The organism is Shewanella pealeana ATCC 700345 (genome assembly GCF_000018285.1).
Taxonomy (GTDB): domain Bacteria; phylum Pseudomonadota; class Gammaproteobacteria; order Enterobacterales; family Shewanellaceae; genus Shewanella; species Shewanella pealeana.
The window spans coordinates 789,106-812,740 of the sequence record NC_009901.1; the positions used below are offsets into that span (position 1 = coordinate 789,106).

General features: G+C 46.7%; 17 protein-coding genes. 11 read left to right on the forward strand and 6 right to left on the reverse strand.

Going from position 1 to position 23,635, the window contains the following annotated elements:
- Positions 1-167: 167 nt before the first annotated feature.
- A complete protein-coding gene (gene katB, locus SPEA_RS03375; RefSeq protein ID WP_012153904.1) occupies positions 168-1,631 on the forward strand; it encodes a catalase KatB in 1,464 nt (487 codons plus the stop codon).
- A gap of 266 nt (positions 1,632-1,897) precedes the next feature.
- On the opposite strand, the gene SPEA_RS03380 is transcribed toward katB, so the two are convergent.
- Positions 1,898-2,452, reverse strand: a complete 555-nt coding sequence (locus tag SPEA_RS03380; protein ID WP_012153905.1) for a TMEM165/GDT1 family protein — start codon at positions 2,450-2,452, stop codon at positions 1,898-1,900.
- Positions 2,453-3,132: 680 nt separating this feature from the next.
- Here SPEA_RS03380 and SPEA_RS03390 point away from each other — a divergent pair.
- The 4 genes from SPEA_RS03390 to SPEA_RS03405 all read left to right on the forward strand — a co-directional run bounded on the left by SPEA_RS03390 (position 3,133) and on the right by SPEA_RS03405 (position 8,892).
- Positions 3,133-4,332 (forward strand): amino acid permease, encoded by a 1,200-nt coding sequence (locus SPEA_RS03390; protein ID WP_012153906.1) that lies wholly within the window; start codon positions 3,133-3,135, stop codon positions 4,330-4,332.
- 278 nt (positions 4,333-4,610) lie between these two features.
- Positions 4,611-6,767 carry a S46 family peptidase gene (locus tag SPEA_RS03395; protein ID WP_012153907.1) on the forward strand — a complete coding sequence of 719 codons (2,157 nt, stop codon included), beginning with the start codon at positions 4,611-4,613 and terminating at the stop codon, positions 6,765-6,767.
- Positions 6,768-7,473: 706 nt separating this feature from the next.
- The gene (locus tag SPEA_RS03400) at positions 7,474-7,989 is read left to right on the forward strand and encodes a hypothetical protein (protein WP_012153908.1); all 516 of its coding nucleotides are present in this window, start codon (positions 7,474-7,476) and stop codon (positions 7,987-7,989) included.
- Positions 7,990-8,139: 150 nt separating this feature from the next.
- Positions 8,140-8,892: a hypothetical protein gene (locus tag SPEA_RS03405; RefSeq protein WP_012153909.1), complete on the forward strand. Its 753-nt coding sequence runs from the start codon at positions 8,140-8,142 to the stop codon at positions 8,890-8,892.
- A gap of 738 nt (positions 8,893-9,630) precedes the next feature.
- Here SPEA_RS03405 and SPEA_RS03410 read toward each other — a convergent pair.
- Positions 9,631-10,557 carry an LpxL/LpxP family Kdo(2)-lipid IV(A) lauroyl/palmitoleoyl acyltransferase gene (locus SPEA_RS03410; RefSeq protein ID WP_012153910.1) on the reverse strand — a complete coding sequence of 309 codons (927 nt, stop codon included), beginning with the start codon at positions 10,555-10,557 and terminating at the stop codon, positions 9,631-9,633.
- Positions 10,558-10,657: 100 nt separating this feature from the next.
- On the opposite strand from SPEA_RS03410, the gene hldE reads away from it, so the two are divergent.
- The 3 genes from hldE to SPEA_RS03425 all read left to right on the forward strand — a co-directional run bounded on the left by hldE (position 10,658) and on the right by SPEA_RS03425 (position 13,688).
- On the forward strand, positions 10,658-12,088 hold the full coding sequence (gene hldE / locus SPEA_RS03415; RefSeq protein ID WP_041410824.1) for a bifunctional D-glycero-beta-D-manno-heptose-7-phosphate kinase/D-glycero-beta-D-manno-heptose 1-phosphate adenylyltransferase HldE: 1,431 nt from the start codon (positions 10,658-10,660) through the stop codon (positions 12,086-12,088).
- Between the two features lie 91 nt (positions 12,089-12,179).
- Positions 12,180-13,049, forward strand: coding sequence for a hypothetical protein (locus SPEA_RS03420; protein WP_223296563.1), 870 nt, complete (start codon positions 12,180-12,182; stop codon positions 13,047-13,049).
- A gap of 165 nt (positions 13,050-13,214) precedes the next feature.
- A complete protein-coding gene (locus SPEA_RS03425; RefSeq protein WP_012153913.1) occupies positions 13,215-13,688 on the forward strand; it encodes a TetR family transcriptional regulator in 474 nt (157 codons plus the stop codon).
- Positions 13,689-13,909: 221 nt separating this feature from the next.
- On the opposite strand, the gene SPEA_RS03430 is transcribed toward SPEA_RS03425, so the two are convergent.
- The 4 genes from SPEA_RS03430 to SPEA_RS03445 form a co-directional block, all read right to left on the reverse strand.
- A complete protein-coding gene (locus tag SPEA_RS03430) occupies positions 13,910-15,310 on the reverse strand; it encodes a MipA/OmpV family protein (RefSeq protein ID WP_012153914.1) in 1,401 nt (466 codons plus the stop codon).
- Positions 15,311-15,753: 443 nt separating this feature from the next.
- Positions 15,754-17,136, reverse strand: coding sequence for an NAD(P)(+) transhydrogenase (Re/Si-specific) subunit beta (locus SPEA_RS03435; RefSeq protein ID WP_012153915.1), 1,383 nt, complete (start codon positions 17,134-17,136; stop codon positions 15,754-15,756).
- A gap of 6 nt (positions 17,137-17,142) precedes the next feature.
- Entirely contained in the window at positions 17,143-17,418 is a 276-nt protein-coding gene (locus SPEA_RS03440) for an NAD(P) transhydrogenase subunit alpha part 2 (protein ID WP_012153916.1), read from the reverse strand.
- A complete protein-coding gene (locus SPEA_RS03445; RefSeq protein WP_041410825.1) occupies positions 17,418-18,602 on the reverse strand; it encodes a Re/Si-specific NAD(P)(+) transhydrogenase subunit alpha in 1,185 nt (394 codons plus the stop codon). The genes SPEA_RS03440 and SPEA_RS03445 overlap by 1 nt, the downstream gene beginning before the upstream one ends.
- Before the next feature lie 344 nt (positions 18,603-18,946).
- On the opposite strand from SPEA_RS03445, the gene SPEA_RS03450 reads away from it, so the two are divergent.
- The 3 genes from SPEA_RS03450 (at position 18,947) to SPEA_RS03460 (ending at position 23,279) form a co-directional block, all read left to right on the forward strand.
- Entirely contained in the window at positions 18,947-20,743 is a 1,797-nt protein-coding gene (locus tag SPEA_RS03450; RefSeq protein WP_012153918.1) for an assimilatory sulfite reductase (NADPH) flavoprotein subunit, read from the forward strand.
- A gap of 90 nt (positions 20,744-20,833) precedes the next feature.
- Positions 20,834-22,531: an assimilatory sulfite reductase (NADPH) hemoprotein subunit gene (gene cysI, locus SPEA_RS03455; protein WP_012153919.1), complete on the forward strand. Its 1,698-nt coding sequence runs from the start codon at positions 20,834-20,836 to the stop codon at positions 22,529-22,531.
- Entirely contained in the window at positions 22,524-23,279 is a 756-nt protein-coding gene (locus SPEA_RS03460; RefSeq protein WP_012153920.1) for a phosphoadenylyl-sulfate reductase, read from the forward strand. Before cysI ends, SPEA_RS03460 begins: the two co-directional genes overlap by 8 nt.
- The last annotated feature ends 356 nt before the right edge of the window (positions 23,280-23,635 follow it).

Sequence of the window (23,635 nt, forward strand, 5' to 3'; positions counted from 1 at the left end):
CCTTTAATCGTTTTATTGTTTTCGCTTCAGGGTCTATTCTTATCTCATCGACAAGCGGTTAGTTACCGCGTTGCCATAGCGTATCGCAGATAGAGGATAAACCATGGCTACCCTATTTGATTTAATCGAAACTTGGCTAGAATCACGCCAAGATTGAGGAGTAATGTATGAGTCAGCAAAACCGAGTTCTTACCGCACAAAATGGCGCACCAATTAGCGATGACCAAAACTCACTGTCAGCAGGTGAGCGTGGACCTCTTTTACTTCAAGATTGGCACCTTATCGAGAAGTTAGCTCACTTTAACCGTGAGCGTATTCCAGAGCGTATCGTACATGCTAAAGGTACAGGTGTTTACGGTAAGTTTACCCTGACTCGTGACATGAGTGACTACACCATTGCCGATCACTTTAACGGTGTAGGTAAAGAGACTGAAACCTTTGTGCGTTTCTCTACCGTGGGTGGTGAGATGGGCTCGGCCGATGCCGAACGTGACCCACGCGGTTTCGGTCTACGTTTTTATACCGAGCGTGGTAATCACGATATCGTAGGTAACAACACGCCGACTTTCTTCCTGCGTGATGGCATCAAGTTCCCAGACTTTATTCATACTCAGAAGCGTAATCCACAGACCAATCTTAAAGATCCTCATGCGATGTGGGACTTCTGGGCACTCAACCCAGAGGCTATGCATCAGGTGACGGTATTGATGTCAGATCGCGGTATTCCGGCAAACTATCGTCAGATGCATGGTTTTGGTTCGCATACTTTCTCATTCTGGAATGCAAAAGGTGAGCGTTTCTGGGTTAAGTTCCACTTTAAGACAAAGCAGGGCATAGCTAACTTAACGGCTGAACAGGCTGATATCCTTAAAGGTATCGATCCTGATTCATCACAGCGTGACATGGTTGCGGCTATTAATGATGGCAACTTCCCTAAGTGGGCTGTCAAAGTGCAGATCATGCCTGAAGCTGAAGCAAACACTTATAAGATCAACCCGTTTGATTTAACTAAAGTGTGGCCACATGCCGATTACCCACTGATTGAAATTGGCGAGCTTGAGCTAAACCGTATGCCGCAAAACTACTTTGCAGAAGTTGAGCAAGTAGCGTTAGCGCCAAGTAACTTAGTACCAGGTGTTGGCGCGTCGCCAGACAAGATGCTACAAGCACGCTTGTTTGCCTACGCCGATGCTCAGCGTTACCGTATTGGTGCTAACTACAATCAGCTACCGGTTAACTGCCCACATGCAACAACGGCTAACCATCATCAGCGTGGCGGCGCAATGGCGGGAACACAATGCCCATTCTCAGGCAGCCAAACAGGCGCTGATGCGAGCAGCAACTATGGTCCAAACAGCAATAATGGCCTGCAAGACCAAGCACAGTTTGCCGAGCCACCACTGCGTTTAGATGGTGAAGCAGATCGCTACAGCCGTTATGACCAAGATGACTTTAGCCAAGCGGGAGACTTATATCGCCTATTACCAGAAGATGAGAAGGCAAGATTGATTGCTAATATCGTCGGTAGCCTGAGTGTGGTGAGTGAAGCGACACAAGCTAAGATGGTTGAGCACTTCACCGCTGCCGATAGCGATTACGGTCAGCGAGTAAAACAAGCGTTAAAAGGCTAAGAAAGTTCCTAGGGACTGAATAAGCATAAATGAAAGGCAAAACAGCTAATACTGTTTTGCCTTTTTTGTGCACTATTTATGCTAGAACCTAGAACCTAGAACCTAGAACCTAGAACCTAGAACCTAGAACCTAGAACCTAGAACCTAGAACCTAGAACCTAGAACCTAGAACCTAGAACCTAGAACCTAGAACCTAGAACCTAGAACCTAGAACCTAGAACCTAGAACCTAGAACCTAGAACCTTCCTTTAAATCTAGTCCCTTCTTTAAAAAACCAAGGTCGCTACACCCAGTAGGGCAAACAAGACGGCGCAGCCGCGATGGATCCAATTCATCGGCAGCTTTTCGGCGCTAAAGTGTCCGGCTATGACTACAGGGACGTTTGCAATCAACATGCCTAAGGTGGTGCCCATCACCACCATGGCCAGAGCATCATATTTAGCCGATAGCACCACTGTGGCTATCTGAGTCTTGTCGCCCATCTCGGCAATGAAGAATAGAATAAATGTGGCTAAGAATGGCCCCATGGCATAGAAACGGCTCTCTTCGGCATCGACTTTATCAGGAATAAGCACCCACAATGCGATAGCAAAGAAAGAGGCGGCTACTAGATAGCGTCCCATTTCTGGGCTGATCCAAGAGATAGCCCATTGCCCAAGCCAGGCGGCAGCAAAATGGTTAACTAAGGTCGATAGGAATATGCCGAGTATGATGGCAGTCTTATTTTTAAAACGGGCGGCTAAGATAAGCGCCAGTAGTTGAGTTTTATCGCCAATTTCGGCAATAGCGACGGTAAACGTCGAGGCAAGTAGAGCTTCCAAGTGTGGATCCTTTAATGGGGATAGCAAATTCTAAGCACAGAACCTCTTCCCCAAATAGAGAGGTGCGGTGCTCAGGTCTTGCTGGGCGAACTCAACAGCTGTTGTGTCAAGTTGCTGTATGTACCATGGCATGAGGCCAATTATGTTGATACATACTCAGTAGAAAGTTTAAGTACTCAAGAGTATTCTTGAATCTGTCTACCGATAGCTACTCCCCTGAAGCGGATGCGCATTATAGCGACTGCGTTGTTTTTTTCAACGCTAACTAGGGACGGCTGTGATTTTTTTGGCAAATTAAGCGGAAAGTAAAGTAACTGCTGCTTAAGTTTTGCGGGGATGTTGCGATATCGTGCCGAGTTGATTTTATGTCGTTTAGAAGGCTTGCCCACGGGGAATACTGCTGTTAATGTCGTGTCAGTCATTTTTTAGAGAAAGAGTCGTAATGAAGCAATTCACTCTGTATTTTCCACGATTTATCCAGCCTCAGTGGCTAAGTTGATAAGGTGAATACACGTATTATTTAACTTGCCGTTGGGGCCAATTGGAATCGCTAAGGTTGATTTTGACCAGATTCGATTGGGGGCTGTTAATGATATTGTTAGCTTGCACAATTCTCTCCCTCAAAGTCGTTCTAAATCTGACCTATCTAAATAAAAAATAAAATTTAACAGGACCATTTTGTGAACACAAAAATACTTGGCTCAGTAGCCATTGTCGCCGGAACGGCAATTGGTGGTGGCATGTTGGCATTGCCGCTTGCTACAGCTTCATTAGGTACAATCCCTGCACTGCTTTTACTGCTCTCTATCTGGGGAGTCTCTATCTATACCTCCCTATTAATGCTTGAGATTAATCTAGGTGTCGGTGTGGGCCTAAACCTGCATAGCATCACGGGCAAAACTTTAGGTAGGGTTGGACAAATTCTTCAGGGCGGCTCGTTTTTAAGCCTGCTATTCGCGCTCACCATGGTCTATCTGATGGGCGGTTCTTCACTGCTTGAATCTAAGATGAAACTGCTAGGCATGGATATGGACAGCCAGTTAGCGGTACTGCTATTTGCGCTAGTTTTTGGTGGGTTCATTGCTGTGGGCGTCGGCTGGATCGATAAAGTCTCACGGGTGCTGTTTACTACTATGATTGGCCTACTGGTTGTCGTGGTTGCATATTTGATGCCTGAGGTCGACATGGGCATGATGATGAGCAACACCACCGAGGGGTTAGTTGAGGGGCGCGATCTGACTAATCTGTGGCTTGCGGCTATCCCAATTGTGTTTACTTCGTTCGGTTTCCACGTGTGTATCGCCACTATCGTGCGTTACCTAGATGGCGATGCCATGTCACTGCGTAAGGTATTGATTATCGGCTCTACCATTCCGCTAGTCTGTTATATCCTCTGGCTTGTCGTGACCTTAGGCACTCTAGGTGGCAAAACGGTTCATGAGTTTGATGGTTCACTGCCACTGCTAGTGACAGCGCTGCAAGGCGTTGCAGAGTCTTCAATTTTGAAGCACTTTATTGAGTTATTCGCCAATCTTGCGCTAGTAACCTCGTTCCTTGGCGTGACCATGAGCCTGTTCGATTATATCGCTGAGTTGACTCGCGCCAAAGAGAGCTGGGCTGGCCGTGCACAAACTTGGTTACTGACCTTTGTGCCACCACTATTGTGCGCACTTTACTACCCAGATGGTTTTATTAAGGTGCTTGGTTTTGCTGCGATTCCGTTGGTGGTGATTATTATCTTTCTGCCGATTGCGATGGCGCTGGGACTACGTAAGCAAAACTTAGGTGGCTATCAGGTCAGTGGTGGTAATGCTGCACTAGGCTTAGCTGGTCTAGCTGGTGTTGCCATTATCTTGGCTCAGCTATGGGTGGCACTATAATAGGCACTCTAATCGAATAGATAGCGAGAAAGTAACGCCAATGGCTGCGGGTCACTGCTTTGTAAGAGAGTAATTCATAGGCTGTTGTTACCCGCGTCTCATGTGATAAAGTCGAGCACTAATATGAAAATATTAGGCTCGACTTTTTTATTTTTGGGCCTAAATATTTTCAAATAAGAGAGATGTAAAAACCGAGCTTTACGCTGTGGTGAAGAACAAGCAATCAACAAAAAAATTAAAAATAATACTTTTAATAAATAAAGAAATGGACTTATAAAATGAAGAAATGGCTTTTGACAGCGGCTATGGCGACCTCTTTTGGCGCTCTAGCAGACGAAGGTATGTGGCAGCCTTATCAACTTCCTGCCATGGCAGATGAACTTAAGGCAAAAGGGTTAGAAATTGATGTTAACTCGATTTCGAAACTGACCGAATTCCCAATGAACGCCGTGATCAGCCTTGGTGGCTGTACAGCATCGTTCGTATCTCCAAAAGGCCTAGTCGTGACTAATCATCACTGCGCCTACGGCTCTATCCAGTACAACTCAACTCCCGAAAAAAACCTACTGAATGACGGCTTCCTTGCTAAGTCATTTGCTGAAGAATTGCCAGCAACCCCAGGCTCGCGGGTATATGTAACTGAAAGCGTTGTTGACGTGACCGCCAAGGTTAAAAATGGCCTTGAAAACAAGAAAGGTAACGAGTTTTATAAGGGCGTTGAGCAGAAAGAAAAAGGCCTAGTGGCGGAGTGTGAGCAAGAAGATGGCTATCGCTGTAAGGTATACAGCTTCCACGGAGGTCTTGAGTATTACCTCGTTAAGCAGCTAGAAATTCGCGACGTACGCTTGGTATATAACCCAGCAGCTAGCGTAGGTAAGTACGGCGGCGATGTCGATAACTGGATGTGGCCACGTCACACCGGTGACTACTCTTTCTATCGCGCCTATGTATCGAAAGATGGTAAGCCAGCAGATTTCAGCAAAGACAATGTGCCATTCGAGCCAAAGAGCTTCCTGAAGGTATCGGCAAAAGGGGTCAGTGAAGGTGATTTCGTGATGGTCGCCGGTTATCCGGGTCGCACCAACCGTTACCGCACCGCCAACGAAGTGGAAAACCAATTTGAGTGGTCGTATCCTGAAGGCAAGATCTTACGTGAGCGCTTAATCGAGATCATTAAAGAGACCGCACCAGAAGGCAGCGATGAGCGCATCAAGTATGAAAGCTCAATTGCAGGTCTTGCTAACTATGCTAAGAACTTCACCTCTATGATCGAGTTCTATGGCAAATCGACCATGCTTGATGACCGTAAGGCTCTAGAGCAGAAGTTAGCGAACTGGATTAATGCCGATAGTAAGCGTCAAGCTAAATACGGTGAGACTCTAGCTAAGTTAAATAAGCTAATTGCAAAAGGCCAGCAAGATCAAGAGCGCGATCTGCTGCTAGGCTACATGGGTTACAGCACCATGATGAGCACTGCTAACCGTTTATATCGTTTAGCCAATGAAAAAGCCCTGCCAGATATGGAGCGAGAGCCTGGTTTCCAAGATCGTGATATGACCCGCTTTACTTCAGGCATGGAGCGTATTGAGCGCCGTTATGCTGCGAGTGTTGATAAAGCCATGCTGTTAGATCTTATGACTCGTTACGCAGCGCTACCAAAAGAGCAGCGCTTACCCGCGTTTGATAAAGCCTTTGGCATCACTAACAACTTCGATGCGGCTAAACTCAGCAAGACCCTTGATAAGATGTATGCCAATACGACGCTTTCAGATAAAGAGGCGCGTTTAGCTTGGATGGACAAGTCAGTTGCCGAGTTCAAAAAGTCAAAAGACCCATTCATCCAGTATGCAGTCGCAACTTATGACGAGCGTATGAAGCGTGAGAATGCTAAAAAGCAACTTGCTGGTGACTTAATGAAGGTTCGTCCTGTGTATATGGACGCCATCATCGCTTACAACCGCGAGCAAGGTAAGCCTGTTTACGCCGACGCCAACTCAAGCCTACGTGTGACAGTGGGTCATGTGAAAGGTTACTCGCCTGAAGATGGTCTATACGCTGAGCCGTTTACGCGTCTAGAAGGCATCTTGGCGAAAGACACAGGTGTAGAGCCATTCGATGCACCAGCTAAGCAGCTAGAGCTTATCGCTAATAAGCAGTACGGTGATTACTATGTGAAGTCGCTAGATTCTGTGCCAGTTAACTTCCTATCGACGCTTGATACCACAGGTGGTAATTCAGGTTCACCAACCTTGAATGGCCGCGCCGAACTTGTGGGTCTGCTGTTTGACGGTGTGTACGAGAGTATCATCGGTGACTGGGGTTACGATACCGAGACTAACCGTTCTATCCAGGTGGATAGCCGTTATATGCTTTGGGTTATGAAGTATCTAGATAATGCCGATAACCTTCTAGAAGAAATGGAAATTGTGCATTAACCTTTTGGACCAAGGTTGGATAGGTCTTTTGGATGCAAAAGCCGAAACATGAAAGTGTTTCGGCTTTTTTGATCTTTGGTGGTTTGTTTGGTTTTGCCATATTGGCAGGTTATCAGGCTGCGCCTGACCAAAGTCATTAAGTTAGACTGCGTCTAACAATTAATTCAATCAAACTTCGTTTGATAATAAGTCGTGAGCTTCCAGCTCACACACGGGCAAGAAGGGGTCAACAGCTACCCCCTCTTGCATCTCCCCAGCCGCCCCGACGAAGTTACATGCATTAGATACGGGCCTCATGCTTATGGATAAATCGCTAACGCTTCCGATGGGGCATCCTGCCCCGCGAAAGTTACGCCGACATCCCTGTCGGCATCACGCGATTTATTCCAACACATTTCGGCAACTTCGATGGGGAACTGGTGTTATCTGTGAGTTTTGTGGTTTAGTTTTGCCCCAAAGTTAGTTACAGGTGATAAGCAGCGCAGATAAGTGACACTTACAGACCACTTTTGATAAGGCATTCATATCCATGCTAACGTTTACTTTTTTGTACTCGTTTATCCAGCACTACTCTGCTAGAGTGCTTATAAATCAATAGCTTTAGTTTGGTAAGGCTTAAATAATAGGTTTATTAAATGCGCATGCGAGTTTTGCCAAATATACGCGCACTATATAAATGTTAGATATATATGAGTAGTGTTTAGTTATGTACAATATTAAAGAGTTAATTAAAAAAGAGGCGGTCTTAAAAGATAACTTTAAACAGCATTTTGTTACTTTTTTTCAGCAGTTTTCTTATGAAACACTCAATAAATCTGGAATTAAATTAACACCAATTGAGTCACATGACAGCCTCTTATCTGTAAGATATGGAAGTGGTTTATATCTGATTCTTACTGATTATATAAAAGATTCTAACCCATGCAATCTGGAAATTGGCGAGTTAAAAGTAATTTATCGAGGGCATGGACGCAGAATCAGAAAACGAGTTGAAAGTCATTTGTATAATTCGAAATATACCAATAAATCAGACGGTACAAACTATACGGTTTGTATGAAGTTGAATGATGACAATGGCATTAACCTTAACGAAAAACCTTACTCAGATTATAAATGGGCTGTAGTTCAACACCCAATGACTGATAGTAGTAAGACGATGAGAGAGCAAGCAGAACAAGGGTTCGATGAGGTATATAATATGCCAATTGGATCCAATGCCTAACGAATAAGGATAGGCCGCGCGCAGTCGCGTCCTTATCCTGAGTGTTGAACAAGCCCGATTGATACCTTTATATAGTAAATAGCGACGCGAGAGTTCACGCTAGTTTAGGTCTATGCATCATAATCACGATTTTTTCTTTATGGACTATCTATGAATCAAGGTGATCTTACTGACGAATGTTTCTTATCTTTAACAGTTGAAGAAAGAGAATCACTAGATAGAATCAGGGCACATTACCAGAAACGCGACGTATTTGAGTTTGGTACAGATGAGACATTAAGTCTTATCGACCGTTCTTATGAAGCAATGGGAAAAAGGTTTCGCGTTAGAATAAACCTTAAAACTAGAGATTTTGGCCGCTATGATGGAGAGCTGGAGGGTGTATTTCTAGTGATAAGTGATGCACTAAGAACGTTTCATGGATCACAGTTCTTTTCAGACACACCACAACAGACTGCTGAAATTCATAAGCAGCACCAATATCAAGTAAGAAAAGCACGGGGGTTATCTGACAATGCTTTTGCGGATCTTTCCGCAGTTGTTAACGGGCTTCTGCCCACCTCGTGGTCAAAATTTGATAAAGAGGAGCTAGAGTCTGCTATAGAAAAACTATCCGAGGTTAAGAATCTTATCGATAAACAGATAGACAGGGTAAATTTCGCAAAAAGGAGCGATAGTAAAGCTGAGCAATTTATTGTCAGCGTATGTAATAGCCTTGTCTGGCACGCAAATATAAAGCCAACGAAACCACTGACAGATAGCCACAAGAAAACGCCTTTACTTAGATTTTTGGAGGTGTTTTATCCAACCGAAGCAAAATCAATTCTATCAAAGATATATGACAAAGAGCGTCATACACCAGAAGAACAGAAAATAGGAGCATCTTTCATAAAACCTGTATAGGGGGGATTTTACTGAACAAATCAAAGGGATTTCCCCTCCCACACACGTTGGTACCTTTCATTTAAAGTTATCTCAAGCTTTTAAAAACGAGGTATATAAAATGAATGACTGGATTGACTTACTTTTAGCTATAGCTTCTTTGCTTCGGGCTATAGCAATATTAATTTCAAAACTAAAAAACAAAAATATTAAGCTACGGCGCAAACGAGCTAAAAGAAGTAAATCTAAGTGACGCCTACCGCTCATCTGAATTAGGCGTTACCGCACATCGAATTACCATACTTTTCCTAATCAAAATCTCACGAGCTAGATCCAAATCTCTAGCTCGCTTTTGTCCAAAAGTGAGTTTAAAGCTTCTTTAATCTTTAGCCATAATCGCAAAGCTAGATGAGCTGACTTAACTTACAGAAAACACCTTTTCCCCATCGGAGTTGCCGAAGGTATTGAAGCAAATCGCGTGAGCGAGTCATGGATGACGAGCTAGCCTTAGTAGAGCCATGGACGGCGATTCTGAGGCGATAGCGATTTTCGAAAATACCTGAGGATCAACAACTTCGTCGGGGCGGCAGGGGAGATCCAAGAGGGGGTTGCTGTAGACCCCTTCTTGGCCGTGTGTGAGCTGGAAGCTCACGACCCTAGTCAGGCGCAGCCTGATATCTTTAGCTATGCTAGAACCTAGAACCTAGAACCTAGAACCTAGAACCTAGAACCTAGAACCTAGAACCTAGAACCTAGAACCTATTTATACAACGAAGCATCGCCTTTATTCGGACGTGTCTTAAACCGTCTATGTAACCACATATACTGCGACATATTGCGGCTAATAATAGATTCAATGATCTTATTTCCGCGCTTGGCATCTTCAATTTCATTCTCGCCAGGGAAATTATCCAAAGCCGGTTGGATCTCAATATTGTAGCCGGTGTCATCACTATTACGTTCGACGAAGAAAGGTAACACTTTGGCTTTGCCTAACTTGGCGAGGGTGGTGGCACCGGTGATAGTCGCGGCTTCGGCAACATTGAAGAAAGGGATGAAGGTGGCGCTTGAGCGGCCAAAATCTTGGTCGGCGGTGTACCAGATCACATTAGGCTCGCGCAGACTGCGTACCATCTGGCGTAGATCGCGTTTTGGCACTAAGGCCTTGTTGGAACGCAGGCGACCTTTAACCTGTAGGTACTCCATCACGGGGTTATTGTGGGGGCGATACACTCCAACACCGGGTTGGAACTGTCCGAAAATTCGGGCTCCCATCTCAAGGGGCAGGCAGTGCACCGCAAACAAAATCACACCTTGGCCACTCTCTAGAGTCTGTTCAACATACTCTTTGCCTTTAATGCTCATGTGCTGCTGGATTTTTTCATCAGACCACCACCAGGCGTTGGCCGTGTCGAAGATGGCTTTACCGGTTTGCTCGAAGTTTTGCGTGAGCAGATGCTGCATCTCATTTTCAGACATTTTCGGAAAACACAGCTCTAGATTACGTTTGGCGGTCTTAACTCGTTTGCCTACTAGCTTCATGCCTAAACGGCCAATCGCGGCGCCTATCTTCATTTGGACTGGCAGTGGTAACAGTTGAGTTAACCGCATAAAAGCCACGCCTAACCATAAGAGCCAGTACTTGGGATGATAAAGGTGAGATGAAAATTGAGCTTTTTCTACCACGTAATTCTCGGATCCATTGAAAAATTACTCATTATTCTAACTCAAAAGTGATTAAAATTAGGTACAATCAGGATTAAATTTTGTGATAGATATAGGCGTTATGAAGATTTCTCTGCCAGCATTTGAAAAAGCCAAGGTTCTCGTTGTCGGTGACGTGATGTTAGATCGCTATTGGGCAGGGCCTACAGCGCGGATCTCACCTGAAGCGCCTGTACCCGTTGTTAAAGTTGAGCAACTTGAAGACAGACCCGGCGGCGCAGCGAACGTGGCGATCAATATCGCGACCTTAGGTGGCAGCGCAAGCCTTGCTGGCATCGTTGGTGTAGATGAAACCGCCGATGCATTAACTGTGGGGGTGCGTGCCTTAGGTGTTGAGCCTAACTGGCACAAGGTGGCCGATAAGCCAACCATCACTAAGTTACGCGTCATGTCTCGCAATCAACAGTTATTAAGACTCGACTTTGAAGAGAGCTACTCTCAAGCAGAGAGCGATGCGCTGTTAGCACAAAGTTTATCTGAGCTAGATAAGGTCGATGTGGCGGTGTTGTCTGACTATGCCAAGGGCGCCTTGATTTCACCACAAAGCTTTATTGAAGCGGCTAACGCTAAAGGCGTTAAAGTGCTGGTGGATCCTAAGGGGAGCGATTTTTCAAAGTATCGCGGCGCGTACCTGCTAACGCCAAATATGAGTGAGTTTGAGGTCGTGGTCGGTAAAGTGGAATCCGAAGCCGATTTAGTGGCTAAGGCGCAAGGTCTGTTACAAGCCTTCGATCTAACCGCCATGCTAGTGACTCGCTCTGAAAAGGGCATGACGCTAATCACTAAAGATCAACCTGAGCTGCACATTCCTACCGTTGCTCGCGAAGTCTACGATGTTACTGGCGCCGGTGACACGGTTATTTCTGCGCTGGCTACGGCAATCGCTGCTGGTAGCGACTTGCCACAGGCTTGTGCGATTGCCAATACGGCTGCGGGCATTGTGGTGGCTAAGCTTGGCACATCGACAGTGACACGTCTTGAGCTGATTGAAGCGCTATCTCTAAGCCATGGTGAGTCAGGTTTTGGCGCGGTCAGTGAAGATCAATTGGCTTATGCCCTTGAGCAGGCAAAGCTACGGGGTGAACGTGTGGTGATGACCAATGGCTGCTTTGATATCTTGCATGCTGGGCATGTGAGTTACCTGCAGCAGGCTCGCGCTTTAGGCGATCGGTTAATTGTGGCGGTTAATACAGACGCTTCGGTTAAGCGCCTGAAAGGTGAAGGTCGCCCGGTTAACAGCGAAGATAGACGTATGACGGTATTGGCAGCGCTTGCATCTGTCGATTGGGTGGTACCGTTTAGCGAGGATACGCCGCAGCGCATCATCTCGCGCCTACTGCCAGATTTGTTGGTGAAAGGTGGCGATTATAAGGTGGAAGATATCGCTGGTGGCAGTGAGGTAATGGCAGCTGGTGGTCAGGTTAAAGTCTTAGGCTTTGAAGATGGCATCTCAACCACGGCCATTATCCAAAACATCATGGCTAACCAGTAGCCATTGATGATTAGTCGCTAGTGATTGACTATAAAGCACAATGATAAGCTCGCTCGCAGCGACTGCCGCTACTGCTATTTTGGCAACACATATGTCAGCGGCAGGCATGACTGCATTAGGCATGACAAGTGGCTTTTTATGGACCGATATCGGCCCTAAACAAGCCCTTGTTTGCGAGCGATATCAGCTTGAAGCTTGCGCTGCGCAGCTTCCTCCTTCTGCTCGAAATCAACTTCCGCATCGAATTAACCAATTAGAGTCTCTACTTGGTCAGCGCGGCGCTATGGTGTTGCCTTTACACCATGGCGATATTGCTGGTTTGGTGATAACAGACTTTGAACAGTTACCCAATCAGCAGACCATTAACTGGGGCGTAGGCCACTTTACTTTGCCGCTTAAACAGCAGCCACAGCTAACCTATTGGCATGAACTCGGTCACCTGCATGCCATCGATGCCTTAAGCCGTCAGGGGCAAACTATCGACAGTGCATATCAGCATGAGTGGCTGGCGGATTTGTATCTACACTGGCGCATTACCAAGCAGACTCAAAGCTTAGATTTAGCCTGGCAGCAATACCATAGACGCAACTTGGCGATGATGGCGGACAGTGAGTTTATGTCTCATTGGTCGGTACCTGTATTGGCTCAGGCGTTTGAACTCTACTCTGTCGAGCAGTTAAGTCAGTTTGCCAGCTTTGATCTGTTCTGGCGGGATATTTCGCCAAAGCTGCGCTTGCATGATAGCGATACACTGGATGAGTTTTCCAGCTTGATACAACGCACGTTCGGCGCAGGAACGGTGCAGCCTTTGCCGGGCTATATGTATTGGCGTAAGCCTGCGCTGGGGCGCTATCTTAAGCCGACCTTGGTTGAGTTGATGGGGCTGGATGCGGCTCAAGACTGGCTTAACTCACAGCAGATGACTAGTGAGATTGTTGAGAGGGAAAGAAGTCATTATTAATATCCGTGTTTTTCTAGGTTTGTTGTATTGAATCGCAGACTGATATCGGTGGCAGAGTTGAGCCGATGATTTACTGAATGAGAGCTGAACAAAACTTATTGATTTAGGAATTGATGAAATGCTTTTGCTAGAGTAATCCCATGTCGATTCTAGTGAAGTAGTGTTATGGCCAAGCGTTCTAAAATCCAAACCGAGCAGACAGTGCAGCAGATCCTCGATGAGGCGATGAAGCAGATCTTAGACATAGGCTATGAAGCCATGTCTTACTCGACACTCTCCCAAGCAACAGGCATTAGCCGTACAGGGATCAGCCACCATTTCCCCTATAAAGTCGATTTTCTTAAACAGCTAGACAGTCGTATCGGCAACCTGTTTATCGACCGTCTCGATTTCTCCTGCATTCAGTCACTGCAAAACTCTTGGAAGGCCTCCTTAAAACAGCCATACTTTATCGCCATCATCCGGCTGTATTTTTCCATTTGTGGATCCCAGCAGGTTAATGTTAACCGCTACAAAGCCATCACCTTAGCGAGTGAAAAGGCACTGAGTGAGCTCGGTGAGCAGGGGCGTTTATTAGTCAATGCCTTAGTGGGGCAGAGCGCTCTACTCCTATGTAATCAGCCAGCCGAGAGTCGTTAAAAAAGCCTGTTATTCAGCGGTAATTACTTTAGCGAGTGAAAAGGCGCTGAGTGAGCTCGGTGAGCAGGGGCGTTTATTAGTCAATGCCTTAGTGGGGCTGAGCGTTCTACTCCTATGTAATCAGCCAGCCGAGAGTCGTTAAAAAAGCCTGTTATCTAACGCTAAATAACAGGCTTTTACTGCTTGGCTATGGCACTAGCGGCTAGTTAGCCAATGACATATTAGAAGTGCCATTGCAGGTAAACCGTTTGATAGTTACTGCCGCCGCTAATACGGCCAAAGGCGGAGCTAGACTCGAAGATCCCCGATCTGTGATGAATGCTATAACCAAACCACATGTTATCAAATTTGGCCGAGTTAAAGACATCGCCTACGTTAACGTCGAGAGAGAAATCTAAGTAGTTAAGCAGTTTAGAGGGCTTGTAGTCCTTATCGGCAAGCTCGCTACCTTCGATATGAGTGACGTTACTGACATAAGAAAGACCTTCAGCCACACCGAGTCTAAAGCGCGGCCCAAGCTCGAAGGTATAGAAGGCCTTAACCGCAATCACCGCCTCGGCAAGATTATCTTGCACCTCTGAACTATGGTGCCAAACCAGACCCGGAGTCAGGTACAGATCGATAGGAAAATTGAATAAACTATCGGTAAGCTGAGTACCGTAAAATGCTGATGTCATCTGGTTATTGTAAGGGTCAGTCTTGGTCTGCCACTTTAGGATGGCATTTAGGTTCGACGGCGTTGCCCAGCCGTGGGCAATACGCAGATATTCGCTGCCTTCTTTGCGTTTAGTGGGGGCAGGCTGCGCCGAATACTTCTTGCTATTAGGCTCGGGGAAGAAGCCGAAGCCGAGGAACGACTCATACTGAAAACGGTTGTTGATGGTTGGCAAGTCGTAGACATCATCTTCGAGGCGACCCACACCGAACTGCCCCAGCAGATACAAGTTACTGTACACATGGTAGCGCGCCTTGACGCCTGCATTAAAGCCAACGCCGCCACCGACTTCATACTGCTCTAAACCATAGTAATAGTCATTAAAGTCGGCACTCTTCCATTGAAACTCGGCGTAAGGTTTAACTTTCCAGTCACCAGACTCCCAATTGTATTGGGTGCGACTGTAACCATAACTGCGTTTGTTTGAGTCAGATAGAAAGGCTAAGTCAAAGTCCCATTCATCTTTAACGAAGCGGTACTGCAGACCAAAATCGAAGGCTTGAGATTGGGACTCGTTCTGTAACTCCTTGGGGATATCGACAAAACGAAAGCGGGTGTATAGGTTTATCTGATGATTATCGTTTTTCCAGATATGACCCGCCGCTTCCATGCCATTGATATAGAAATAGTCATTCTCAAAATAGATCAGTGGCAGAGTGTCATAGACTTCATCCTCTTCTGTGGCGTAGGGGATATCGCCGCGGCGCATACCAATGCCTATGCCCCAATTATCACTCCATTGGACATCTGCTTGCTCATTCTGCTCTTGGCTGGACTCCTCGCCTAGCTGCACGGGAGGTGGTGGCATCTTGGTTTCTGGCTCATTGCTGTCTGCAGCTTGCAGAGCTGAAAATGGAGCGAGCAAGGCAAGGCTAAGAGACAGTGTCGAAAGCAATTTTAGAGTCATATTGTTTTTCTTTTAGCGCGGGATACTGAGATCAAGAGTACTGGTTTTTAACCATGAATTACATAATTTTAACAAGACTTGGTTAAATAGAGCTTAATAGCGATTATTATACCAATCAGTATAAGAAGTTGATCTACTCAGAACGTTTTTTGGCAAACTAATTCAAGGCGAATAACTGAAAGAATGGTTGCTCCCTTGTAAAGTTGTTCAACGCAGAAGTAGGCAGCCAAAAACGCTCCAGAATGGCGAGTTTTAGCGGCTCTGATACTGTGTTAACGAGCTTGAACGTAGAATAACTATGCTCTTCACTCGCTGCCTTGTCTCAGAACCGCTAAACTCTCGCTGAGCGACCAAATCTTTATACTGATTGGTATTACTTGGGGGAAGAAAAACAAAAGGCCGCATTCGCGGCCTTTTCTGTTTTTAGTATTTAAGCTTTAGCCTTAATCGGCCTCTTTTAAGCTCTGGGTTAGCTCAACAATCGCTTTTTTACCGTCGCCAAATAACATCAATGCGTTATCCATAGCGAACAGTGGGTTAGGTAAACCCGCAAAGCCTGGGCTCAATGAACGCTTAACCACAACCACGGTTTTTGCTTTATCGACGTTAAGAATTGGCATGCCGTAGATTGGGCTACCTTTGTCTTCACGAGCCATTGGGTTGGTCACGTCATTGGCACCAATAACGATAGCTACGTCAGTCTGCTCAAACTGTGGGTTGATCTCATCCATCTCAATCAACTGCTCGTATGGGACTTCCGCCTCGGCTAATAACACGTTCATGTGGCCAGGCATACGACCGGCAACAGGGTGAATCGCATAGAGTACCTGTGTGCCACGAGCTTCCATCACTGATGCCAGTTCACGTACTGCATGCTGCGCCTGCGCCATGGCTAAACCATAACCTGGAACAATCACTACACGCTCGGCAGTCTCAAGTAGCATGGCCACTTCTTCAGGTGACGATGAGGTCACCTTACCAGCATAAACTTCATCAGCATCAATTGTTTCGCCGCCTTCAGCCATCACGCCAAATAGCACGTTAAACAGTGAACGGTTCATCGCTTTACACATGATTTGCGTCAGGATAATACCCGATGCACCAACGAGTGAACCCGACACAATCAGTACCGTGTTACCTGTGATGAAACCAGTTGTGGCCGCCGCAATACCCGAATACGAGTTAAGCAGGGCAATTACCACTGGCATATCGGCACCGCCGATTGGTACTACTAGTAGTAAGCCTAGCACTAGAGATACTGCCACTAAGGCGTAGATCAGATTGATATTGCTAGGATCCATCACGATGGCGATAGCAAGGCCGATTGCTGAGATAAGCAGTAGCGCATTAAGTAACTTGTTACCCGGCACCTTAATTGGGTTACCCGAGATCAGCTCTTGCAGTTTAGCGAAAGCGATAAACGAACCAGACAGGGTCACGGCACCAATAATCACAGTGGCTGTAATCGAAACCAATGCAACGGTATGAGTCGCCGATTGCGGGTCGATAAAGTTAGCCAGTGCGATAAATAGTGAAGCGCCGCCACCGAAGCCGTTTAGCATGGCGACCATTTGCGGCATAGAGGTGACTTGGATCTTAGTTGCCATCACTGCACCAATGGCGCCACCAAGCAGCACACCTGCAATAATCCACTCATAGCTGAGAATACTTTGGTCAAACAAGGTCACAACTACTGCGATGAACATACCTAGCGCGGAAAGCTGGTTGCCTCGAACGGCAGTACGCGGCTTAGTCAGCCCTTTAATACCTAGAATAAATAAGCTCGCAGCCACCAAGTAGGCGAGGTAAATAATCGTCGTACTCATAGTGGCTTATTTCCTTTTAAACATGGCTAGCATGCGGTTGGTTACCATGTAACCGCCCACAACGTTGATAGTGGCAAGTACCACGGCAATAAAGCCTAATACGTTGACCCAAATACCTGCGCCAGAACCCGCTGATAACAGCGCGCCCACAAGCGAGATCCCTGAGATCGCATTGGAGCCTGACATCAGTGGTGTATGTAGCGTTGGGGGTACCTTAGTGATCATCTCGACGCCTAAGAATACCGCGACCACGAACAGGGTCAGTAATAGTAAAATTTCCATTATTTTGCCTCCGGTGACGTTTCGCTTGTCACTTCAAGCGCTGGCAAGCCTAAAAGCTCGCGTAAACGTGTGCTCACGACTTCACCTTTGTGGGCAACAACCGTGTCTCTAATGATCTCATCTTCAAAATCGAGATTAAGCTCGCCTTCTTTACTGACGAGTAACTTAAGCAAGTTTTCGATGTTAGTGCCGTACATCTGGCTGGCGTGATTAGCCGCAGTGCCCGGTACATTGGATGGCCCGAGTATGGTCACACCTTTGTAAACGACCTCTTTATCGAGTTCGGTTAGCTCACAGTTACCACCGGTTTCTGCGGCGAGATCGACAATAATGGTGCCGTTCTTCATGCCATCAACCATCTCCTTAGTGATAAGGATAGGGGCCTTACGACCAGGAATAGCGGCAGTGGTGATCACGATATCTTGCTGAGCAAGCACGTTCGCCATGGCTTGTTGTTGACGCTTAAGGAAGTCATCAGACTGCTCGGTCGCGTAGCCACCTTTGGTTTCGGTGTTTTCCGCTTCTAAGTCAAGTTCAACAGGCTTGGCACCAACAGAGATGATCTGCTCGCGCGCTGCAGGGCGAATATCATAGGCTTCGACTACAGCACCTAAGCGTTTGGCGGTCGCACAAGCTTGCAGTCCGGCAACACCCACACCCATGATAAAGGCGCGTGCAGGTTTTAAGGTACCCGCTGCTGTCATCATCATAGGAAATAACCGTGGGGCTTTATGGGCCGCTAGCAATACAGCTTTATAGCCAGCGATTGTCGCCATAGAAGACAGAATATCCATACTCTGAGCGCGGGTGATCCGTGGCACAAGTTCTAGGGCAATGGCTGTAGCCCCAGTTTCGGCAAAGGTTTGGGCGTGTTCTGGATGCGCTAATGGATCCATCATGCCGATCACGATCTGTTGTGGCTTAAGCTTGGACTTGATTTCGTTAAGCTGCTCATCTTTAGCATTCACTAAGGTAATAATGTCCGCATCGCTGAAGAGCTGATCACGAGACACTATGCTTGCGCCGGCCTGAATATAGTCTTCATCGGTAAAGCCAGCATTACTACCAGCGCCACTTTCAACAAGAACTTGCAGGTTAATTTTAAGTAGTCGAGTCACATTGGCTGGAATAATCGCGACGCGACTTTCACTAGCATAACTCTCTTTGGGTAGACCTAGCTTCACAAAGGTAAACCTCTCTATTGGGACAATCGTAGGGATTGATGTCATTTATTGGTTAGGGTGCATATTGTGGCGACTCTAGATTTAGACACAAGCGTATATTTTTCAATATAGGTTTTTCCAGACTGGTCAGACTGAAAAGTTTGCGCTGCAGCACACTTTTAAACAGAATTTTGCACTAGCAAGGCCTGTTAAATAAGCATTCTTTGAGTTACCACTTACTTTTGTAGCTTAATTTTTGAACTTTGTATATTCCAAAATCGAATTAAAAATTATCTTTTATTCTTTTTTTATTATTTAAGGAGGGGCTAAGCTGGCCAACATTAAACTGATACAGGGCCGTTTCTATGTTGTTAAAAGAGCTTTCATCACTCGCTTCGCCGCTATCTAGTAGCCAAGTGGACAAGTTAAAGCAGCTCACTGCAGAGCTGAATGCCGTGCAACTTTCTTGGGTTAGCGGCTATCTTGCTGCAACATCTGAGCAGGGAGTGGCAGGCTTGCCTCTGGTTGAGGCTGGCTCGCAATCTGGAGCTGAACAAACCATCACTATTCTCTATGGTAGCCAGACGGGGAATGGTCGCGGTATTGCCACCGAACTTGCCGAAAAGGCGCTGGCGCAAGGGTATGCGGTCAACCTCGTCTCTATGGGAGATTACAAGACACGACAGCTTAAGCAGGAGAGTCTGCTCTTGTTAGTCGTAAGCACCCATGGCGAAGGTGAAGCGCCAGATGATGCTATCGAACTACATAAGTTCTTAAGCTCTAAACGTGCCCCAAAACTGGATAACCTTAACTACTCAGTGCTGGCGTTGGGTGATTCAAGTTATGAGTTTTTCTGTCAAACAGGTAAAGACTTCGAGACTCGTCTTAACGCATTAGGGGCGACTTCGATTGCGCCTCTGGTCGAGTGCGATGTCGACTATGAAGCTCAAGCCGAGCAGTGGCAAGCGGATGTGTTAGAGGCGGTGAAGCCATTAGTGCAGAGCTCAGGAGCCAGTGTGGTCTCTATCGCTAGCTCTCAGACATCAGGCTCTAGTTACACCAAACAAAAGCCCTACACGGCAGAATTGCTGGTGAGTCAAAAACTAACTGGCCGCGACTCTGATAGAGACGTGCGCCATGTTGAAATTGAGCTGGGTGAGTCAGGAATAAACTACCAAGCCGGTGATGCACTCGGCGTATGGTTTACTAACTCACAAGAACTGGTTGCTGAGCTACTCGAAGCCTTAGCGCTCGATGGCGATGAGTCTGTCTCTGTTGGTAGCGATAGCTTGAGTCTGCGTGAAGCGCTAACCAGTAAGAAAGAGCTGACCCAGCTTTATCCAGGTTTAGTCACTGGTTGGGCGGAACTGAGTCAGAATGCTGAGCTGTTGGCCATTAGCGCCGATAAAGCGTTAACCCGAGAGTTTGTCAATAACAATCAAGTGGCCGATCTAGTTCGTCAGTACCCGGCTAAGGTGGCTGCAGAGCAGTTTATTGAGCTACTGCGCGGCATTACCCCAAGACTCTACTCAATTGCATCGAGTCAGGCTGAGGTCGAGTCCGAGGTGCACTTGACCGTGGCGCTGGTCGAAGATGAACGTGATGGTGTAACCCGCTTTGGTGGTGCATCTCAGTTCTTAGCGGCCGCCGAAGAGGGTCAAGAAGTACAAGTTTATGTCGAGCCTAATAATCACTTCCGTCTACCAGAAAACCCTGAAACGCCGGTGATCATGGTGGGCCCTGGCACAGGTGTGGCTCCTTTCAGAGCCTTCATGCAAGAACGTGCTGCACTGGGCGCCGAGGGTAATACTTGGTTGATCTTCGGTAACCCGCATTTTGAGCAAGACTTCCTCTACCAAACAGAGTGGCAGCAGTATCTGCAAAGCGGCGAATTATCGCGTATCGACTTGGCGTTTTCACGGGATCAAGAGCACAAGATCTATGTGCAGCACAAGATCGCCGAGCAAGGTGAGGCGCTTTGGCAATGGTTAGCGTCCGGTGCGCACTTCTATGTCTGTGGTGACGCCGAACGTATGGCGAAAGATGTCCACCAAGCGCTGCTCGATGTGGCCGTTAAATACGGTAATAAAACTCAAGAGCAAGCGGCTGAATATCTCGAAGAGCTAAGAGCGGCCAAGCGCTATCAAAAAGACGTTTACTAAGACTCAGCTTTAAACGAGTAAAGCAATGATGAGCGACGCTAGAGTTAACTAGCGCGAGTGCAGAAAAGAATTTTAAGAGAGTACCTAGCTATGAGTGAGCAGAAGTTAGCAGTAAACGAATATTTGAAAACCGACAGTGATTATCTGCGTGGGACTATCCAAGAGGGCTTGGATACGGCCGTTACGGGCGCATTTAGCGAAGGCGATCAGCAGTTGATCAAGTTTCACGGCTTCTATCAACAAGATGACCGCGACCTGCGTAACGAGCGTAAAGAGCAAAAACTAGAGCCCCTATATAGCTTTATGTTGCGTGCCCGTGTTGCAGGTGGCGTATGCTCACCTGAGCAGTGGTTAGCGGTCGATAAAATTGCATCGAACCTTACGAGCTCGAACAGCATCCGTCTGACTACGCGTCAGACATTCCAGTATCACGGTATTCCAAAGCGTAATTTGAAGACCATCATTCAAGATCTTGACCGAGAAGCCTTAGACTCGATTGCGGCATGTGGTGACGTTAACCGTAACGTGATGTGTAATCCTAACCCTGTCGAGTCAAAGCTACATCAACAAGCTTACGCCTATGCCAAGCAGTTGTCTGACAACATGTTGCCGCACACTAAGGCTTATGCCGAGATCTGGTTAGACGATGAGAAGCTAGTGACCACTGAAGGTGAAGAGGTAGAGCCGGTATACGGTAAGACCTATCTGCCACGTAAATTTAAGATGGCCGTTGCCGTACCACCGGATAATGATGTGGATGTGTACACCAATGACTTAGGTTTTGTTGCCGTAGCCGAAGGTGATGAGCTCGTGGGCTTTAACATGGTTGCCGGTGGCGGCATGGGCTCAACCCATGGTGAGGTGTCTACCTTCCCGCGTTTGGCTGATGATTTTGGTTACATTAAGGCCGAGGATACGCTTAAGTTTGCCGAAGCTGTGATGACGATTCAGCGCGACTGGGGTAACCGAGAAAACCGTAAGCTGTCTCGTTTAAAGTACACCATAGTAAAACACGGTTTCGAAAGCTTTAAAGCTGAAATCGAAGCGCGCACCGGCATTAAGTTTGAGCCAAAGCGTGATGTAGTGATTGGCGATCGCGGTGACCGTTATGGCTGGAAGCAAGGCGTCGATGATAACTGGCACTTAACCCTGTTTATTGAAGGCGGCCGCGTAAAAGATTTTCCGGGTCAGCCATTGCAAACGGGGCTACGTGAGATTGCCAAGGTGCATCAAGGCGATTTTCGCATGACTTCCAACCAGAATATTATCATTGCCGGTGTACCGAGCGCAGACAAAGCGTTGATTGAAGGGCTAGCGAGACAACACGGATTACTCGGCAAGCTGATAACCGAAACCCGTGGTCACTCGATTGCCTGTGTGGCGCTGCCAACTTGTGCCTTAGCCATGGCAGAAGCTGAGCGTTACTTCCCGGACTTTTTAACTAAGGTTGAAGCCTTGCAAGAGAAGCACGGTTTTCTCGACCAGGGCATAGTCATTCGTATGACGGGCTGCCCTAACGGTTGTGCTCGACCTTTTGCGGCCGAAATTGGTCTAGTGGGTAAGGCGCCTGGTCGCTATAACCTCTATCTAGGTGCTAGCTTTGAGGGAACGCGCTTGAATAAGCTCTATCGCGAGAATATTCAAGAAGCGGAGATCTTGGCTGAACTCGACGCCCTATTTGCACTATATGTTGCCGAGCGTCAAGCCGGTGAAACGTTTGGTAACTATACCGTACGCAGTGGTGTGGTTGCCGCTGTACTCGATGCGGCTAAGGATTTTCATGGCTAAAGACTCTGTAATTTCGGCCGATGCGCTCAAGGCTTTATTGAGCGCGCCTAAGGTCGAGCAACAAGCTGAACTGGCACGGGTGAATGCCTTCTTAGCAGAGCTAAGCCCTGCACAGCGAGTGCGTTGGGCATTAGAGTATCTGCCGGGAAATCATGCTCTATCTTCGAGTTTTGGCATTCAGGCTGCGGTCATGCTGCATATGGTGAGCAGCGAAAAAGCAGATATTCCTGTGCTATTGACCGATACTGGCTACCTGTTTAGCGAGACTTATCAGTTTATCGATGAGTTGACCGAGCGATTGAAGCTTAACTTGAAGGTGTTCTCATCGCCTTTCAGTTCTGCCTGGCAAGAAGCGCGCTTTGGTAAGTTGTGGGAGCAAGATATTGATGGTTTGGATAAATATAACCAGATCAATAAAGTGGAGCCGATGCAACGAGCCTTAGCCGAGCAAGAGGTGGGCACTTGGTTTGCAGGGCTGAGACGTTCACAATCGAGCACCCGTGAGGCTCTGCCTATTTTAGCTATTCATGGCGAGCGCTATAAGATTTTGCCGATTATCGATTGGAATAATAAACAGGTGCATGAGTATTTAACCGAGTTTGAGTTGCCATATCACCCATTATGGGAGCAAGGATATGTCTCAGTCGGTGACACGCACTCGAGTAAACCTCTTGAGCTAGGGATGAGTGAAGAGGAGACCCGCTTTAACGGCTTAAAACGTGAATGTGGTCTGCACTACGACATCTAGTTTTTGCTGGTGTGGTGATTCAATTCTTGGGCTGTTAAGTGGAACAAACGTACCACTTAATAGCCCGAAAGCTGTAATATTGTATGCAAAATGCGTGTTTGTAAGTTGTTGTTGCAAAAGGGGTTAACTCTTTAGTATTAATTTTCGTTTATTTTTGTACAAAATTGCTCACAGGGTTATGCACAGATATTTTTTTAGGCTATAGTTTTAAATTCCCGTAGATGGTTTTAGGAAACTGTTCTGTATTGACCTACTAAGGTTACGCAAGATTTAGTCTTCCACTGATTGGGTGCAAAGCATCGGTCAGCTAAATATTGCAAGCAGAGCCGTCAGTAACCAGATAAACCACGCTCATT

What these genes read in the sequence shown, in the direction of transcription:
- SPEA_RS03400 (WP_012153908.1), top strand. Translation starts at nt 7,474, where the DNA reads ATGTACAATATTAAAGAGTTAATTAAAAAAGAGGCGGTCTTAAAAGAT.
- katB (WP_012153904.1), top strand. Translation starts at nt 168, where the DNA reads ATGAGTCAGCAAAACCGAGTTCTTACCGCACAAAATGGCGCACCAATT.
- SPEA_RS03395 (WP_012153907.1), top strand. Translation starts at nt 4,611, where the DNA reads ATGAAGAAATGGCTTTTGACAGCGGCTATGGCGACCTCTTTTGGCGCT.
- SPEA_RS03405 (WP_012153909.1), top strand. Translation starts at nt 8,140, where the DNA reads ATGAATCAAGGTGATCTTACTGACGAATGTTTCTTATCTTTAACAGTT.
- SPEA_RS03430 (WP_012153914.1), bottom strand. Translation starts at nt 15,310, where the DNA reads ATGACTCTAAAATTGCTTTCGACACTGTCTCTTAGCCTTGCCTTGCTC.
- SPEA_RS03460 (WP_012153920.1), top strand. Translation starts at nt 22,524, where the DNA reads ATGGCTAAAGACTCTGTAATTTCGGCCGATGCGCTCAAGGCTTTATTG.
- SPEA_RS03440 (WP_012153916.1), bottom strand. Translation starts at nt 17,418, where the DNA reads ATGGAAATTTTACTATTACTGACCCTGTTCGTGGTCGCGGTATTCTTA.
- SPEA_RS03425 (WP_012153913.1), top strand. Translation starts at nt 13,215, where the DNA reads ATGGCCAAGCGTTCTAAAATCCAAACCGAGCAGACAGTGCAGCAGATC.
- hldE (WP_041410824.1), top strand. Translation starts at nt 10,658, where the DNA reads ATGAAGATTTCTCTGCCAGCATTTGAAAAAGCCAAGGTTCTCGTTGTC.
- SPEA_RS03450 (WP_012153918.1), top strand. Translation starts at nt 18,947, where the DNA reads ATGTTGTTAAAAGAGCTTTCATCACTCGCTTCGCCGCTATCTAGTAGC.
- SPEA_RS03420 (WP_223296563.1), top strand. Translation starts at nt 12,180, where the DNA reads ATGTCAGCGGCAGGCATGACTGCATTAGGCATGACAAGTGGCTTTTTA.
- SPEA_RS03435 (WP_012153915.1), bottom strand. Translation starts at nt 17,136, where the DNA reads ATGAGTACGACGATTATTTACCTCGCCTACTTGGTGGCTGCGAGCTTA.
- cysI (WP_012153919.1), top strand. Translation starts at nt 20,834, where the DNA reads ATGAGTGAGCAGAAGTTAGCAGTAAACGAATATTTGAAAACCGACAGT.